The organism is Nannocystis bainbridge (assembly GCF_028368995.1).
In the GTDB taxonomy this organism is placed as follows: domain Bacteria; phylum Myxococcota_A; class Polyangia; order Nannocystales; family Nannocystaceae; genus Nannocystis; species Nannocystis bainbridge.
This window is the reverse complement of sequence record NZ_JAQNDL010000001.1, coordinates 4,291,354-4,307,419: the sequence shown is the minus strand read 5'-3', so window position 1 is coordinate 4,307,419 and position 16,066 is coordinate 4,291,354. Positions and strand designations below refer to the sequence as shown.

The 16,066-nt window shown below is 72.0% G+C and carries 11 protein-coding genes; 8 read left to right on the top strand and 3 right to left on the bottom strand.

Going from position 1 to position 16,066, the window contains the following annotated elements; genetic code table 11:
• The first annotated feature begins 2 nt into the window (after positions 1-2).
• Entirely contained in the window at positions 3-362 is a 360-nt protein-coding gene (locus tag POL25_RS16835; RefSeq protein WP_272087056.1) for a hypothetical protein, read from the top strand.
• Positions 363-445: 83 nt separating this feature from the next.
• Here POL25_RS16835 and POL25_RS16830 read toward each other — a convergent pair whose 3' ends face one another.
• Positions 446-1,645 (bottom strand): LIC_10091 family protein, encoded by a 1,200-nt coding sequence (locus POL25_RS16830; protein ID WP_444547406.1) that lies wholly within the window; start codon positions 1,643-1,645, stop codon positions 446-448.
• A gap of 88 nt (positions 1,646-1,733) precedes the next feature.
• On the opposite strand from POL25_RS16830, the gene POL25_RS16825 reads away from it, so the two are divergent.
• From POL25_RS16825 to POL25_RS16800, 6 genes are all read left to right on the top strand, one after another.
• Positions 1,734-2,198, top strand: coding sequence for a hypothetical protein (locus POL25_RS16825; protein ID WP_272087054.1), 465 nt, complete (start codon positions 1,734-1,736; stop codon positions 2,196-2,198).
• Positions 2,199-2,306: 108 nt separating this feature from the next.
• A complete protein-coding gene (locus POL25_RS16820; RefSeq protein WP_272087053.1) occupies positions 2,307-6,146 on the top strand; it encodes an nSTAND1 domain-containing NTPase in 3,840 nt (1,279 codons plus the stop codon).
• Between the two features lie 207 nt (positions 6,147-6,353).
• A complete protein-coding gene (locus POL25_RS16815) occupies positions 6,354-7,310 on the top strand; it encodes an ADYC domain-containing protein (protein ID WP_272087052.1) in 957 nt (318 codons plus the stop codon).
• A gap of 63 nt (positions 7,311-7,373) precedes the next feature.
• Positions 7,374-9,407, top strand: a complete 2,034-nt coding sequence (locus tag POL25_RS16810; protein ID WP_272087051.1) for a S9 family peptidase — start codon at positions 7,374-7,376, stop codon at positions 9,405-9,407.
• A gap of 146 nt (positions 9,408-9,553) precedes the next feature.
• The gene (locus POL25_RS16805) at positions 9,554-10,207 is read left to right on the top strand and encodes a hypothetical protein (protein WP_272087050.1); all 654 of its coding nucleotides are present in this window, start codon (positions 9,554-9,556) and stop codon (positions 10,205-10,207) included.
• Between the two features lie 277 nt (positions 10,208-10,484).
• On the top strand, positions 10,485-11,069 hold the full coding sequence (locus POL25_RS16800; protein WP_272087049.1) for a hypothetical protein: 585 nt from the start codon (positions 10,485-10,487) through the stop codon (positions 11,067-11,069).
• A gap of 87 nt (positions 11,070-11,156) precedes the next feature.
• Here POL25_RS16800 and POL25_RS44370 read toward each other — a convergent pair whose 3' ends face one another.
• Both POL25_RS44370 and POL25_RS16790 read right to left on the bottom strand, forming a co-directional pair.
• Positions 11,157-12,737 carry a formylglycine-generating enzyme family protein gene (locus POL25_RS44370; RefSeq protein WP_272087048.1) on the bottom strand — a complete coding sequence of 527 codons (1,581 nt, stop codon included), beginning with the start codon at positions 12,735-12,737 and terminating at the stop codon, positions 11,157-11,159.
• A gap of 14 nt (positions 12,738-12,751) precedes the next feature.
• Complete coding sequence (locus tag POL25_RS16790; RefSeq protein ID WP_272087047.1) at positions 12,752-13,261, bottom strand: TlpA family protein disulfide reductase; 510 nt, start codon at positions 13,259-13,261, stop codon at positions 12,752-12,754.
• A 237-nt stretch (positions 13,262-13,498) separates the two neighbouring features.
• Here POL25_RS16790 and POL25_RS16785 point away from each other — a divergent pair, with 237 nt between their 5' ends.
• On the top strand, positions 13,499-16,063 hold the full coding sequence (locus POL25_RS16785; protein WP_272087046.1) for an HTTM domain-containing protein: 2,565 nt from the start codon (positions 13,499-13,501) through the stop codon (positions 16,061-16,063).
• The last annotated feature ends 3 nt before the right edge of the window (positions 16,064-16,066 follow it).

The following is a 16,066-nucleotide window of genomic DNA, read 5'->3' as shown; positions in this document are numbered from 1 at the left end:
GCATGCCCGAAGGGACATGCCTCGAAGGCCAGGCGGCAAGCGTCAGGGTCCATGTCGATCTCCGCGGCTGGCGGCGCGAAGCTCGAGCCGCAGCGACCGAGCGTCAGCAGCCGATCGAGCAGGTCGAAGCGGTGCTGCTGCCCGCGGTCGACGTCGTGCTGGGGGCGGCCGAGCGCAGCATGAAGCCGGGCACCCAGTCCGCTGGCGTCTCTCCGTCAGCACGACAGCAACCGCTGGAGACCGGCTGCAGGACGCGTCCGACGCGGCGAGCCGCGAGGTCGTACCTGCGGATGCGACGGCGCAACGTCTATGGGACATGTTGTGAAGGGCATGTCGAATCAGACATGTCTTTAAAGACATGATTCTTTAAACATGTCTATCGGGCCCTGCGAGCGAGCGTGACAAACTTTTAAAGGGGCTCTGCGATCGCCGAGCTGCCGGGGCGTCAGTCTCGGCGTGGCGCTGCGGCCTCGTCCGCGCGCGCGATGAGGAGATCTCCTTCTCCGGCCGGTTCTGTGGTGTTCAGGGCGATCGTGCTCAGCCCGCGAGACTTGCGCTCGACTGCGCCGACGGCGACCGCCGTCGTCAACATCGAAGCACGATCTTGGTTGCGGCCGTGGGAGCGGTCCCCGAGTCTTCGCTGGAAGTCAGGGAGCGCCTGGACCTGGTAGTGCCAGCGCGGATCGCCCTCGCCGGCGCTCTCCCACGTCGGGAAGCGGTCGTGGATCGTCCGCAGCAGCGCGCTGCGCGGGGAGCTCGGCAGCGCTGCCACGTTGGCGGCGAAGCGGTCGGTGTAGAACAGATAGTCTTCGGCGTTGCTGAGGTAGAGGACCGTCACCGGCAACGCGAGCGCGCGAGTCGCCGCGGCGATGTCGGCCATCGTCGTTTTGCCGGTGAGGTTGCCCTGGAGCACGCGGATCCGTCCGGCCGCGAACATCTCGCGGACATAGGTGTATGCCGCGGGATCGGCCAGCCACGAGCCGATCTGTTGGTCGCGCACCCGTTGCAGGTACACCGCCAGCGCCGCGCGTTCGCCCGCGAACAGCGCCTGCACGCGGCCCTGCTGGTCGCGAGGCTGGTGCGCCAGCCCGGCCGCGATCGCCTGGCGCGCGGCCTCGCCGGCTCCGGGCTCGAACAGCGCCAGGAACCCCGCGGGCTCGGGGGCCGCGGCGATCAGCGCCGCGTAGATCTGGTGGAGGTCGACGACCTTGCGGTCGATGTCGACGATGAACGCGACCTCGCTGCGGGCCGCCGCCAGCAGCGTGTAGTTCTGGTCGGAGGCCACGCCGACGTAGGCCCCGCCGAGCCCTTGCACGAACGGGAACCACAGCGCGTGGCGGTATTCGTTGCTGGCCGTGAAGTGCAGGGGCGGGGTGACGAAGATCCGCTCGGCCCGCACCCGCTCCAGCGTCGCCCGCTGCTCGGGTGACAGCGGCGCGGGCCCGGTGGGGGCTGGCGGCTGGCCCCGATCGGTGTCTGCGGACGCCCCGCCGTCCGGTGTAGCTGCAACCCGCAAGGACGCCGGAGGCCCCGCGGACGCGACCCGGGGCGGCTGCTCGGCAGCGCGCGCGCGAGGGCCCGCAGAGGCGTCGCAGCCGGCGTTCACCAGCCATCCGCCGGCCACCAGGGTCAACAGTCCACGCACCGACAAGCGGCGAGGATAACCCGTGGCCCATGGGCCGGACGCCGCGCTTTCTCGCTCCTCGCGGCGGCGGTAGCATGCTGCGAGCGTTATGAACCGCAAGCTGTTGCGCGGCGAGCACGTGGTCTCCACCTGGCGGGACATCACGCTGACATCCCACCGGGTCTGGCAGAGCGCGCGCGAGGGCTCGTCGGCGGCGCTGACTTCGATCCCCGTCGCCGCGGTGCAGTGGGTCCGATTGGGACGTCACCATCTGCCGTGGCTGCTGTGGCTCGCGGCCGTGACCGCGGTGCTCGGGATCGCCGCCCTCGAGTACGACCGCACGATCACGTATGGGCTGTTCGGCGTGGCGCTGCTGCTCATGCTGCTCTACGGCACCTCGCGCCGGCTCGTGCTCGAGATCGGGGCGGGGACTGGCACGATCGTGGTGCAGGTCGTGGGCGAGGGGGCCAGCGTCGACGCAGCGGTCGAGTTCCTGTACCAGGTCGAGGACAGGCGGCTGGTGCACGGGCCCGACGCCGACGCCCGCAGCGGAGCCTCCGCGAGCGGCGCATGACCGGGGCGGACGGGGCCGTGGGACGAACGACCGGGCCGCGGCGCGCCCCCTCCGCCGTATATACTTGCGGCCATCCAGGAGACGATAAAAGGAGGGGTCGACGCGGGAATGATGTCGGCCGGCGGCGAATGGACCCTTCCACAACAGTTCGATGAGTACCGCCTCGTCCGCGGGCTCGGCAGCGGCAGCATGGGCGTCGTGTTCCTGGGTCACGACACGATCCTGGACCGGCCGGTAGCGATCAAGTTCATCAACGCCCGCGACGCGAATCCGCGCACGCGCGAGCGGTTCGTCACCGAGGCCCGCGCCGCGGCCCGGATCGCCCACCCGAACGTGATGGCGATCCACCGCATCGGCGAGCTCGAGGGGCGGCTCTACATCATCTCCGAGTACGTCCGCGGCCAGCCGCTGTCGGACATCAAGAGCGCCTTGCCGTGGCAGGAGGCGCTGACGATCGGCGTCGGCCTCGCCCGCGGGCTGGCGGCGGCGCACCGCCAGGGCGTGCTGCACCGCGACATCAAGCTCGCCAACGTGGTCCGCAACGAGCTCGGCGAGGTCAAGCTGCTCGACTTCGGGCTGGCCAAGCTGGTGCCGCAGGGGGCCGCGCGGCGGCCCGACATCAAGACGCCGGCGCCGGTGATGCTCGGGGTCGACAACCATATCGGCGACACGGCCGAGTTCGGGATCCCGCGCGTCGACATCGTCGCGCCGCTCGACAGCACGATGGCGGGCCGGGCGTCGGGAGAGGACGCCGACGACGAGGTGATCGTCGGCACGCCGTATTACATGGCGCCCGAGCTGTGGCGCGCCGAGCCGGCCACCCGCAGCTCCGACATCTACGCCCTCGGCGCGCTGCTCTACATCCTCTGCGCCGGGCATCCGCCGCTCGAGGCGACCAGCACGCTCGAGCTGGCCCGCCTGTCCCAAGAGACATCTCCGCGGCCGCTGCAGGAGGTCGCGCCCGCGGTCGACAGCCGGTTCGCGGCGCTGATCGACCGCTGCCTGCAGCGCGCGTCCTCGGCCCGGTTCGCCTCGGCCGACGAGCTGTGCACCGCGCTCGAGCTGCTGCTGACCACCGGACCGATCGCCGAGGTCATCCACGGCAACCCGTACCGCGGCCTGCAGGCGTTCGAGGCCCGCCACCGCGCCGTGTTCTTCGGCCGGGTCGCGGAGATCCGCACCGTCGTCGATCGCCTGCGCGTGCAGTCGTTCGTGCTGGTGGCCGGCGACTCGGGCGTCGGCAAGTCGTCGCTGTGCCGCGCCGGCGTGCTGCCGCAGGCGAGCCAACCTCCCGGGGTCGGCGGCCGCACGTGGAGCAGCCTGGCGATGATCCCCGGCCGGCGCCCGCTGCAGACCCTGGTGTCCGCGCTCGCTTCGCACTTCACGCTCAAGGAGGAGGCCCTGCGCACCCTGCTCATGGGCGAGCCCGAGGGCCTGGTGCGCCTGCTCGCGCGCCGCCAGGGCAAGGACCGCGGGTTCGTCCTGTTCATCGACCAGCTCGAGGAGCTCGTCACCCTCAGCGAGGCGCCGCAGGTCGAGCCGTTCGGCCGCTTCCTCACCGCCTTCGCCTCCGGCGTGCCGAGCCTGCGCCTGCTCGCCAGCGTGCGCGGCGACTTCTTGACCCGCGCGGCCGCGCTGCCGCAGCTCGGGCCGTTCATCAACCCCGCCGTCTACCTGCTCACGCCGCTCACGCGCGAGGGCATGCGCGAGGCGATCGTCGGCCCGGCGGCGCTGCAGGGCGTGCACTTCGGCTCGGAGGGCCTCGTCGACGAGCTGATCCAGGCCGGCGTCGAGGGCAGCCTGCCGCTCTTGCAGTTCGCGCTGGCCGAGCTGTGGGAGGCGCGCGAGGCCGGCAGCAAGATCATCACCGCCGCCGATCTCGAGCGGATCGGTCGCGTCACCGGGGCGCTCGCGCGCCACGCCGACAACGTCGTCGCCGGCCTGCCGCCGTCGCAGCGGATCGCCGTGCGCCGGCTGCTGATGCGCCTCGTCACCATCGAGGACACGCGCGCGAGCCTGCCGGTCGAGGACCTCGTCAGCGGCGACCCGGCCAGCGAAGCCGCGCTCGAGGCCCTGGTCCGCGGCCGCCTCGTGGTCGCGCGCGAGGCCCAGGACGGCACCGTCCACGAGATCGCCCACGAGGCGCTGATCCGCAACTGGAGCGCCCTGCAGCGGTGGATCAACGAGGAGCGCGAGTCGCGGGAGATCCGTCATCGCCTCGAGCAGGCGGCGGTCGAGTGGCAGCGCCTCGGGCAGGGCCAGGTGGGCCTGTGGACGGCCGAACAGCTGGTCGAGTCCGACAAGCTCGAGGCCGCGAGCCTGCGGGCGCGCGAGCGCGAGTTCCTGGCCGCCAGCGCGGCCGAGCTGCGGCGCCGTCGCTGGCTGCGCGGGGTGGCGATCGCGACCCTGCCGCTGGTCGCCGGGCTCGCGTTCGCCGGGGTGAAGGTCCAGGAGGCGCGAGCGCTGGCGGGCAAGGTCGACGACCAGCTCACGCGCGCGCGCGAGGCGTTCGCGGCCGCCCACGCGCACGACCAGGAGGCGCGGACCAGCCGGGCCCACGCGCTGCGCAAGTTCGACGGCCGCGACGTCCCGGGCGGCGAGGAGGAGTGGGCGCGCACGCTGCACCGCTTCGACGAGGCCGACCGCACCTACAAGGAGGCGATCTCGGCCTCGGAGGTGGCTCTCGGCTTCGACCCCGCGCACCCCGAGGCCAAGCAGCTGATCGCCGACGCGCTGTACGAGCGGGCCGCGCTGGCCGAGGTGCGCTACAGGCCCGAGCTGGCCGAGGAGCTGGTCGCGCGCGTGAGGCTCTACGACGACGGCACGCGCCAGGCTCGCTGGAGCGCCCCGGCGACGCTCTCGGTCGCGGTCGGGCCCGACGCCGCCACGGTCAAGCTGGCCCGCTACGAGCGCGACGACGACCACCGCTACGCTCTGGTCGAGCCGCGCGAGCTCGGCCTCGCCCCGGTCGCGCCGCTCGAGCTGGCGCCCGGCTCGTACTTGCTCGAGCTCGCGATCGACGGTCGCGAGCCGATCTTCTATCCCGTGCTGCTGGGGCGCGGCGAGGCGAAGCAGCTCGCGCTCGACATCCCCCTGGCCTCGTCGATCCCGCCCGGCTTCGCGTTCGTGGCCGCCGGCGCCGCGCTGTTCGGCAGCGCCGACGAGGACACGATCCGCCGCAAGTTCTTCTTCGCCGCCCCGCAGCACGAGGTCACCACCGGCAGCTACGCGATCGCCCGGCGCGAGACCACCTGGCGCGAATGGATCGCCTTCCTCGACGACCTGCCCGCGGCCGAGCGCGCGCTGAGGACCCCCGGCGTCGAGGCCGACAAGTTCCACGTCGGCGTCCGCCTCGAGCCGGTCGAGCGCGGCTGGCGGCTGGTGATGAAGGCCGGCGAGGCCACCTACGCCGCGCGCATGGGCGAGCCGCTGCGCTACGCCGGGCGCGACGCGCTGGCCGAGCAGGACTGGCTCGACATGCCGGTCTCGGCCATCTCGTGGGACGACGCGAACGCGTACCTCCGCTGGCTCGATCGCTCCGGGCGGGTCCCGGGCGCCCGGCTTTGCTCCGAATGGGAGTGGGAGCGAGCGGCCCGCGGCGCCGATGCCCGCAACTTCCCCCACGCCGACTCGATCACGCGCGCCGACGCCAACTACGACGAGACCTACGCCCGCGTCCCCGAGCACGGCGGGCCTGACGTCGGCGGCGCCCACCCGGCCTCGCGCAGCCCGTTCGGCGTCGACGATCTGGTCGGCAACGTCTGGGAGTGGACGACTTCGTCCCTCGCGCCGAACGAGGGCATCATCCGCGGCGGGGCTTATTATTACGACGAGGTGACCTGTCGCTCCGTGAACCGCTATCCGTGGTCGCCGGACACCCGTGATTCGACGCTGGGGTTGCGTGTTTGCGCCTCGGTCGCGCCCGCGAGGCCGACCGGCGGATCGTGAAGAGGCCGTCAGTCGTCAGTCGCGGAGCGGCGATTCGCAGACCACACGCGCGGGCGGGCGCCGGGCGGGCGCCCGACGGCGACTGCGAATATTTCGCGGTGTGCTGTCACTCGTAAAATCGGATCACCCGCGATATGAAAGATGGTGAGGCCGGTTTTTCGGCCCTTGGAGGGGGAAGCCATGTTTTCGGTTCATAAGCATACTTTGGTGGTCGCGGCTTTGAGCATCGGGCTCGTCGGATGTGACGAGGTGGCCGAGCACGCCCAGGTCGGCACGCCGATCGACGACGGCGTCACGTTTCGCACCGTCATCGACAACGGCGTCCAGGTCAACGGACCGCTCGTCAACGGCATGCGGATGAACGGCATGCGGATGAACGGCGAGGTGATGAACGGGATGCGCATGAACGGGATGCGCATGAACACCTCCGAGCTCGACAGCTTCGCCATCACGTCGGGCAGCCTCATCACTGCGCTGCTCGACTCGATCCAGCGCTCGGGCGCCGAGCTCGTCGACGCCGAGTACGAGTTCGACTACGAGATCTCGCCCGGCAGCTTCGAGAACAAGCGGCTCAAGATCTTCAGCGTCGTGCAGAGCGGCTCCGACGACGACATCTACTTCAACGACGTGCGCTACCAGGTCGACGCCACCACCTGGGAGTATCTGTGCCGCGACGGCGCCAGCAACCCGACCGAGGCGATCGCCCTCAACTTCGCCTGGGACGAGCGCACCGGCTCGCGCATCGAGTACGCCGACGCGTTCACCTGGGCCTGTCGCGGCGCCGCCCTGGCCAAGGCGGTCGAGTGGGGCTACGCGCCGTGGCGCAGCGTCGGCGCGACCTCGCTGAAGGACGCCCACCAGGCCGCGGTGCGCATGATCCGGGCCGACTACTGCGGCACGGGCGCGAGCCACACCGTCAACGGCAACCCGATCGACGTGAGCGACAAGTGGGGCATCCAGCAGCCCGGGACCGCCTGGCCGGTCGAGGCCAAGTGGGGCCCCGACGGCGCGGTCTGCCTCAACACTCCGCGCCGGCTGTCGTGGACGCGCGCCGCGGTGATCGCCGAGTGTGTGGCCGCCGGCAAGGGCGTCCTGCCGACCTGCAGCACCACCAGCCCGTCCGAGAACGGCGGCCTGTTGATGACCCAGACCCAGGCGCTCTGACCCGCGCCGCCGCCCGCGCCCCCCTTGCACCCGGCGCGGGCGGGCTGCTAGCAGGGTAGGGCCGTGCGCACTCCCCTCGTCGCGACGCTCACCCTGCTGGCCGCCTGCGCCCCCCCGAGGGCGGCCAAACCGTATCCGAACAGCGAGCCGCCCGCGGGCGCGGCCAAGCCCGAGGCCGAGGTCGGCGTGGTCCGCTATTTCGACCGCGCCGTCGACCTCGCGCCGTTCCTCACCGGCTTCCCGTATACGCAATGGATGCCGAGCCTGCGCACCGGCAAGCTGTTCGTGCTGAAGACCGGCGAGCGCTACGAGCTGCAGGTGCTCGACCTCGCCGACGACTCGATCCGCGACCCGATCCAGGCCACCAAGGTCTCGGACGTCGATTGGTCCCAGCGCAGCCTGTGGCGCCTGCACCACCACGCCGCCAGCGCGACGCTGTGGCTGCACGCCGATGCTCGCAATGACGAGCGCATGAATCTATGGACCCTGAATCTCAAGACAGGGGCGCTCGAGCAGGTCACCGACCACGATTACGTCTACGGATTCGGCCTCGACGACGCTGAATCGCAGATCGCCTACCTCCCGCGCGCCGGTGAGGCGCCGCCGTACCGCACCTGCCTGCGCGTCCTGGACATCGCCAGCAAGGCGGCGCGCGAGGTCGTCTGCGACACGCCGGCCCTGACCTTCACGTGGTCGTCGCCGCGGTTCTCACCCGACGGCCGCGAGGTGTTCTTCGCCGCCCAGGTCGACGGCGATCGCAACCGGACCCAGCTCGTCGCGGTCGACCTCACGGCCGCGCGCCCGGTCGTCCGCGTGCTCACCGACCCCAAGGTCACGCGCACCGACGCCGAGCTGCTCGAGGGCTGGCTCGACGCCGACACCGCGCTGCTGCTCGCCAACGACGACGGCTACCGCAACCTCTACAGCCTGTCCCGCAAGACAGGTGCGATCAAGCAGCTCACGCGCTTCACCGAGGACCTGACCTCGGCCTTCATCACCGCCATCGGCGTGGTCGGCGTGCACCGCAGCCCGCTCGGCTCGTCGCTGGCGGTGATCGATCCGCGCACCGGCAAGGTCCTGGCCGCGCGCCCGCTGCCGGGCGCGGCCGACGTGCTCGAGGGCCGCGACGGCCGGGTGATCTGGACCCACGAGGCGCCCGACCAGTACTTCGAGCTCAACGTCCAGCCGGTCCACGCCGACGCCCAGGGCCCCGCGTTCGGCCCCGGCTTCAGCCTCGGGCCCGCGCCCGCCGTGCGCGAGGCCGTCGCCCAGTGCCGCGCCGAGCGGGTCAAGATCCCGACCTTCGACCGCGACAAGGCCACCGGCAAGCCGCGCGAGCTGCACGCCTTTGTCCTCACCCCGCGCCGTCCGCCCGCGGACCCCGGCCACCGGCTCGCCCTCGTCGAGGCGTTCTACGGCGGCGAGAACCACTACAGCACCTTCGCCAACGTCATGTGCGCGGCCGGCCTGACCGTCGTGTCGCCGACGGTGCGCGGCGGCGACGGCTTCGGCAAGGCGTTCGCGGCCCTCAACGACCGCGACCTCGGCGGCGACGAGATCGTCGACCTGTTCCACGTCGCCCGCTGGACCGAGCGCACGCTCGGCCTGAAGCCGGCGCAGATCGGCGTGTTCGGCGGCAGCCACGGCGGCTACGCGACCATGCGGGCTCTGACCTTTCCGCCAGGTACCAAGGGACATGCCGAGCGCTACGAGTTCGGCTTCGGCCTGGCCCACGCCGGCTTCTCCGACATCAAGAGCTTCCACGACCAGTGCAACATCCCCGACTGGGTGGTGCTGGAGAGCGGCGATCCGAGCCGCCCCGAGGACCTGGCGCGCATGAAGGATCGCAGTCCGCTCTCGCACGTCGACCTGCTCGCCGCCCCGCTGCTCCTCACCCACGGCAGCAACGACTGGCGCGTGCCGGTCGGCGAGTCGCGCGCTTTCCACGACAGGGCGCGCGCGCTCGGCAAGCCGGTCACGCTCGTCGAATTCGCCGGCCAGGGCCATCACATCGAGGGCCTGGGGCGGATCGCCGAGCTCTATCAGGCGCGCTTCGACCTGCTGCAACAGGTGGCCGCGAGCGCGGCCGGGCCTTGATTCACGGGCCCGCTATTTCGTTGTGGAGCGCGTCACTGTGGGGCGCGCGCATGGGCCTTTCCGCCCGTTTCTGGCCCACCGGTCGGGGGGGCGTGTTAGGGTGCGGCGGAAAGGGCGCGCGGCGCCCCATCAGGAGGCACTGACCTATGATTCGCAACTTCTTCTTCAGCTCGATGACGGCCCTCGGCCTGCTCTCGCTCGGCGCTTGCGGCGACGACGGCAAGACCAGCGAGACCAACGTCCAGGCGACCGAGGCGACCACCGACACCGGCACCTCGAACGGCTCCACCGAGCCCGCCACGACCGACACCACCGAGGGCACCGGCACCTCGATCACCAGCGACGACCCGACGACCACGACGCCGGCGACGACGACGACCACGACTTCGACGACGACGACCGAGGGCCCGATCGACACGACCACCGAGCCCGAGACCACCGAGAACCCGGGCACGACGTCGACGACCGACCCCGGCACGACGACCGAGGACACCAGCACCACCGATCCCGGCACCACCACCGACGACCCGCTGATGCAGTGCCTCGACAGCGTCAACCCGGGCGACCCGTGTGGCGAGTGCGCCTGCACCGAGTGCCTCGAGGAGCTGCAGATCTGCGCGGCGGATGCCGGCTGCCAGGCGATCCGCGACTGCGCGCAGGAGTCCGGCTGCGGCGGCATCGACTGCCTCGGGCCGTGCGGCACCGTCATCCAGATGAACGGCGGCCCGTTCGGCCCCGCCGGCATGAAGGCCCAGGCCATCGGCACCTGCGTCGACACGCAGTGCCAGGGCCAGTGCTGAGCCCCGACCCGCACGCCTCGCACCGGCCCTGAACCCACCGGTGCTCCACGCCGGCGCAGCCCCTGCGTCGGCGTCTTCGCGACCTGCCGCCGGGAACAGGCGTCGGTCGCAGCCGCTGCGAGGGGGGCTCCGCGACGGACGCCTGGGGCGGGCCCGCACCGCTCCGCGCCGGCATCGTCGCGATCGCGAGTCCAGCTTGCGGACCCCGGGCGAGGTCACATTCGCGCCTGCTGCGCGATTTTGACCGGCGCGCAAGCGAGCGGCTATCGTCGGCGCCATGCCCCGCCTCCCCCCTGCGGTCCTCGCCTCGGTGCTCGCTCTGGCCGCCTGCGGCGATGGTGGAGGCGGCGCGACGGCCGATGTCGCCAGCACCACCAGCGCCGTCACCAGCGCCGCGCCCGACACCACCGGCAGCTCGACTTCGAGCAGCACCAGCAGCACGGGCAGCAGCGGCGACCCGACGACGACCACCACGACGGGCGAGCCGTCCACGAGCACGACGTCGAGCAGCACGACGTCGACGACGACGACGACGGGCGAGACGACGACCGGCGATGCGAGCAGCACGACCGCGCCCGACCCGATCGAGGCGTGCCTGGCCGAGGTCGACCCCGGCAACGAGTGCGCCGCCTGCATCTGCACCGACTGCATGGCGCTGTGGGACGCCTGCCACGCCGACGAGGGCTGCGCGGCGATCCAGCAGTGCGCGCAGTCCAGCCTCTGCTACGGCCTCGACTGCCAGGCCCCGTGCGAGTCCGTCATCAACCTCTACGGCCTGATGGGCGGCCCGTCGTGGAACCTGTGGAAGCCGATGTCCGACTGCCTCGCCGCGACCTGCCGCCCGCTGTGCGCGTGGGGCTGAAAGCTGACCCTTCGGACAGGTAAAGGCCCCTCGCATCACCTGTCCCCGAGGACACCTTATTAAACCGTCCCGAGGGACATGCTGCGATCACGGGTCGTAGGCGCAGCGGAAGCCGAGGTCGGGCCGCCGGTCCTTCACGTCGCGCAGGCGTCGGGCCGTGGTGCGCACGTCGTTGTCGTCGGTCGAGAGGAAGCCGCCACCGCGAGTGGCGCGGCGGCCGGTGTCAGGCCCGCCCCAGCCGACGTTCTGCTCCTCGCCGGTCTGATACGAGATCTCCTGGCTCGCGGTCCACTCCCACACGTTGCCCGCCAGGTCGGCGACCTGCCCGCGGCCGCGCCCGGCGGCGTAGCTGCCGACCCGCGCCGTGCCGACCTCGCCGTCGCTCTTGCCGTGCAACTTGAGCCATGTCTCCGGGGGCATGTCCTGAAGGCCATGTTTGAGCGCCGGCTGCAGCCGGGCCCGCGCCCGCGCGCACTCCTCCCCGCAGGCGTTGACCAGCCGCGGCCCCGGCTCCTGCTCGCCCCACGCGTAGGTCCGCTCCTGCTCGCCGCCGCGGGCCGCCCACTCCCACTCGACCTCGGTCGGCAGGCGCCCGCCGGCCCACTGGCAGTAGGCCGCGGCCTGGTTCCAGCTGATGCAGTTGATCGGGTGGCGCCGCCGGCCGGCGCGGTCGCCGTTGCACTGCCCGTTGGCCCACGCGAGCTCCTCGTCCGCGCCCTTGTAGCGGGCGCTCGTGGCCGCCTCGGAGCACGGCCCCTTGGCCGCGCAGGCGGCGTAGTCGGCCACCCGTACCTCTTCGCGGTCGAGGCAGAAATCGGCCAGCTCGACCTGACCGCCGACGCTGGCGCGGAAGCGGCCGCCCTCGACCAGCGCCGCGTCGCGCGGGCACACCTGGCGAGCCCGCGCCGCCGCCACCTCCGCCGGCTCGCGGATCGCCGTGACCTCGACCCGCAGCAGCGCGCGGCAGCGGTGCGGCGGGCCGTCGCCGCCGGCGTCGCCGCAGGCCGCGAGGTCGCCGTCGCTGCGCACCAGCCCGCGCGCCGCAGATGATCCGGCCCCGGCGCCCACCTGCATCCACCCGACCTCGCCGCGGATCTCCGCACCTGCCTCGGAGGACAGGCGGAACGCCCCGACCGACAGCCCCGAGATCACGTGCGTCGCCTGATCGCAGTCGCCGCGCAGATCGATCCGCGCCGGCCGCCCGTGGCCGCCCTGCCAGCGGCCCACCACCGTCATGCCGAGCGTCAGCGCGCCGTGGCGCTCGAGCTCCGCCTCGAGGTTGGCCGCGCCGAGCGGGATCTTGGCGTAGAGGTCGTCGGCCCGCTTGAACACGTAGTCCTCGCGCTTCGGCTGCACGCCCTGGTAGCGGTAGCTGCCGGCGGCCGAGCAGCCGCGCAGCAGCTCCATCTCGCAGCCGGCGAAGCGGACCGCGATCATGCGCTCGCCCTCGGCCACCAGCGTCTCGAGCTCGCTGCGGTCGTGCGCCGGCCACTCGATGATCAGCGGCCGCGCGTGGCTGCGCGCGACGCCGCAGCGGGTCTGGCCCTCGGGCTCGTAGCTCGGCGTCTGGGCCATGACGCTGGCGAGGTTGGCGTTGCGGCAACCTGTCTCTGCGGACAGGAGCGCGGCGAACCCGAGCGCGAGCGCGGCCGGACGGGGGGCGGTCACCCTGCCAGAGTACCTCAATCGCGCGCGCGGCGGATGGCCTCGACGGCGCGGTCCATCGCCCCGACGCCGTCGCCGGGGAGCGAGCGCCAGCGGACCCGCCCGCCGCGGTCCAAAACGAGGGTCGCGGGGATCTTGTCGACGCGAAAGCGGGCGGTGAGCACGAGGCCGCTGTCGTGCACGACCGGGAATCCGACCCCGAGCGCGCGCACCATCGCCAGGGTGTCGCCCGCGAACTCGTCGGCGCCGATGCCGATGACCACGACGTCGCGCTGCCGCGCGGCCCAGCGCTGGACCTTCGGCAGGTGCTTCCAGCACGGCTCGCAGTAGCGGGCGAAGAACTCGACCACCACGACCCGGTCGCGCAGCGCCGCGAGGTCGACGGTGCGCCCGTCGAGGCCCCGCCGCGAGAACTGCGGCGCAGCCTCGCCGAGCAGGCTGGTGGGCGCCGACGGCGGCAGCTCCGGCGGCCGACAGCCGGCGGCCACCGCCACCAGCCCCAGCACCCGCCGCCTGCTCCAAGGCACGCTCTCCTCTACCGCGAACCCGCCCGGCCGCGATAGTCGAGGCGACGGCGGATCCGCCTCGGCGAGATGTCTCTCGGGACAGCTCCCGGGCGGCCGTGCCCGATCTCGAGCGCCCGCCGGATTCCCCGGCCCAGGCCGCGCCAGTAGCCTCTAGATCGCCAGTCACGCAAAATATGCGCGTGGCCCGCGGGCGCTGAGGAAGGTCTGCGCCGTGCTAGTGTCGGCGGCCTCACCCGCATGTTGGCACCCGAGGCGCTCGACTTCAGCCGCGTCCCCCCCGAGCTCGGCAGCCACGTCGGCTGGCTCTGTCTGGCGGTGGTGGTGGCGACGCTGGCGTGGGCGGCCACGCGGATGGAGTCGGTGCGGCGCAGCCTGCTCGCGCTCGAGGACCCGCGCATGTTCGCGACCCTGCGCATCGGCACCGCGCTGATGACGATCCAGTGCTTCTGGAACCTGCACCCGTACTGGCGCATGTTGTGGAGCGACGAGGGCCTCTACGACCTCGACGAGACGCGCTCGCGGTTCGGCAGCTCGGCGCTGATGGGCTGGACCCCGGAGGACGGCTTCCTCGATCATTGGGGCGTCTTCAAGTTCCTGTGGGGCAAGCACTCGCTGTTCTACTTCTGGTCGGCGCCCGACGGCGTCGAGTGGGTGATGTACGCGATCTTCGGCGTGCTGCTGCTGTACGCCGCCGGGGTGTTCTCGCGGCTCACCGGCGTGCTCTCGTGGCTGCTGGTGTGCAGCGTCTACAACCACAACGGGCTCTACCTCGAGGGCACCGACACGGTGTACCGCACGCTGTGGTGGGTGCTGATCTTCGCCCGCACCGGCGACGCGTGGAGCTTCGACAACTGGGTCCGCTGCAAGCTGCTGCGCCGCGCCGGCAAGCTGCAGGAGGTCGGTGAGCCGGCCCAGCCGGGCAAGCAGCCGGTCTATCGCCTGATCCCGAGCTGGCCGCGCTACCTCATCATGGCCCAGCTGGCGGCGATCTACACCGCCACCGGGATCGTCAAGACCGGCAACGTGTGGATGCAGGGCGACGCGCTGTACTACGCCCTCAACATGGACCACTTCTACCGCTTCGAGGACTGGACCCAGCAGGTCTCGGCGGTGTTCGGCACCAACCTGTTCCGGTTGATGACGTGGGTGACGCGCTGGTGGGAGGAGCACTTCGCGATCGCGATCCTCGGCGCGATCCTCGGGTTCCAGCTGCGCCACCGCGACCAGCCGTGGTTCATCGCCCAGGACCGCCCGTGGCGCCGCTGGCTCGGCCGCCTGGCCCTGCTGCTCGGCTACGCCGCGCTCTACCGCGTCAGCGTGCTCGCGTATCCGTACGTGGTCGAGCTGCCGAAGAACCAGCCGGAGCAGGCGCGGGCGCTGGTCGCCACCGGCGTCGGCCACGTGCACCTCGTGCTGGGCGTGATCGTGCCGCTGCTCATCGTCGCCTGGTTCGCGCTCGGGCGCTGGCCGCTGCGGGTGCGCGGGTGGACGATCGATCAGTCGTTCGTGCAGCGGTGGCTGCTCGGGCGCCGGCTGTGGCTCGGCCTCGGGCTGCTCTTCCACGGCTTCCTGATCCTGTTCATGAACATCGGCATGTTCCCGTTCATCATGCTGATGGTCTACGTCGCCTGGCTGCGCGGCGAGGAGATCGCCGCGGCGCTGCACTGGCTGTGGCGGCAGGCCCGGCGCACCGGCCTGCGGCGGGTCTTGCCGGCCGGCGGCGAGCGCCTGTTCGGCCCGGCCCAGCGGCCCGAGGACCTGCCCGCGCGCGGCCGGACCATCCCCGACGCGATCGTCGTGGTCCTCGGCGCGCTGCTGCTCGCCATCATCTACAAGCGCATCGGCGGCGACCGCGACGTCGGCGGCCTCGTCTACGCCTGGCTCGGCCTGGTCGCCGCGGTCGCGCTGGTGTTTCGTCTGTTCACAAGGCCCTTGAGACATGTCTTCAAGGGCATGTCCGGAGTGCCAGCCGACGCCGCACCCGGGGGCACGCCGGGGCTGGCTGGCGGGGCGCTGTTCCGGGCGGTCGTGCTCGGCCTCATAACGTGGCACTTCAGCGCCGTCGCGCTGGCGCTGTTCCCCAGCAGCAACGTGTTCAGCCAGTGGCGGTCGGCCGCGCGCGGGGTGTTCGGCAGCTACCTCACCGTCACCGGCACCTCGCAGAGCTGGAACATGTTCGCGCCCAACCCGCCGCGGGCCAACACCTTCATGAAGACGGTGGTGGTCTTGCCCGACGGGACCCGCTGGGACATCGGCTACAACAGCTACAGCTACCGGCCGTTCCCGTGGATCTACAACGACCGCATGCGCAAGATGCATCGGCGCATGATCGGCAAGGGCAAGTCGTACCTGCGGCCGTGGTCGTTCTTCGTCTGTCGCAACTGGTTCATCGAGTACGGCGAGCCCGCGGCCAAGGTCGAGACCTGGCGGATCACCACGAAGATCCCCACGCCCGAGCAGGTCCGCGACAAGGGCTGGTACCGCCCGGCCGACCTCAAGGCCACCTACGAGCTGCTCGAGACCCATAGCTGCCTCAAGCAGGGCCAGCTGCCCGCCTTCATGAAGCAGCGCTACGGGGTCCCGCTCGACGAGGCCGACCAGCGCGAGCTCGAGGCGGCCGCGGAGAAGCAGGCCCGCCAGGCCGACCAGCGCCGCCGCAGCTGGGCCACCCGCCGCGACTGGGGCGGCAACCCGCAGCCGCGCGCCGCCAGCGTCACCTCGCCGCGCCCCGCCGCGGCGCCCGAGCCCGCGGCCGAGCCGGCGCGCGGGGCCGAGGACGAGGGAGGCGGCGATGGCGAGTAGACC

Bases quoted from the DNA above. Each gene is read 5' to 3' on its own strand.
- POL25_RS16825 (WP_272087054.1), top strand. From the start codon at position 1,734: ATGAACCGCAAGCTGTTGCGCGGCGAGCACGTGGTCTCCACCTGGCGG.
- POL25_RS16835 (WP_272087056.1), top strand. From the start codon at position 3: ATGCCCGAAGGGACATGCCTCGAAGGCCAGGCGGCAAGCGTCAGGGTC.
- POL25_RS16820 (WP_272087053.1), top strand. From the start codon at position 2,307: ATGATGTCGGCCGGCGGCGAATGGACCCTTCCACAACAGTTCGATGAG.
- POL25_RS16805 (WP_272087050.1), top strand. From the start codon at position 9,554: ATGATTCGCAACTTCTTCTTCAGCTCGATGACGGCCCTCGGCCTGCTC.
- POL25_RS16785 (WP_272087046.1), top strand. From the start codon at position 13,499: ATGTTGGCACCCGAGGCGCTCGACTTCAGCCGCGTCCCCCCCGAGCTC.
- POL25_RS16800 (WP_272087049.1), top strand. From the start codon at position 10,485: ATGCCCCGCCTCCCCCCTGCGGTCCTCGCCTCGGTGCTCGCTCTGGCC.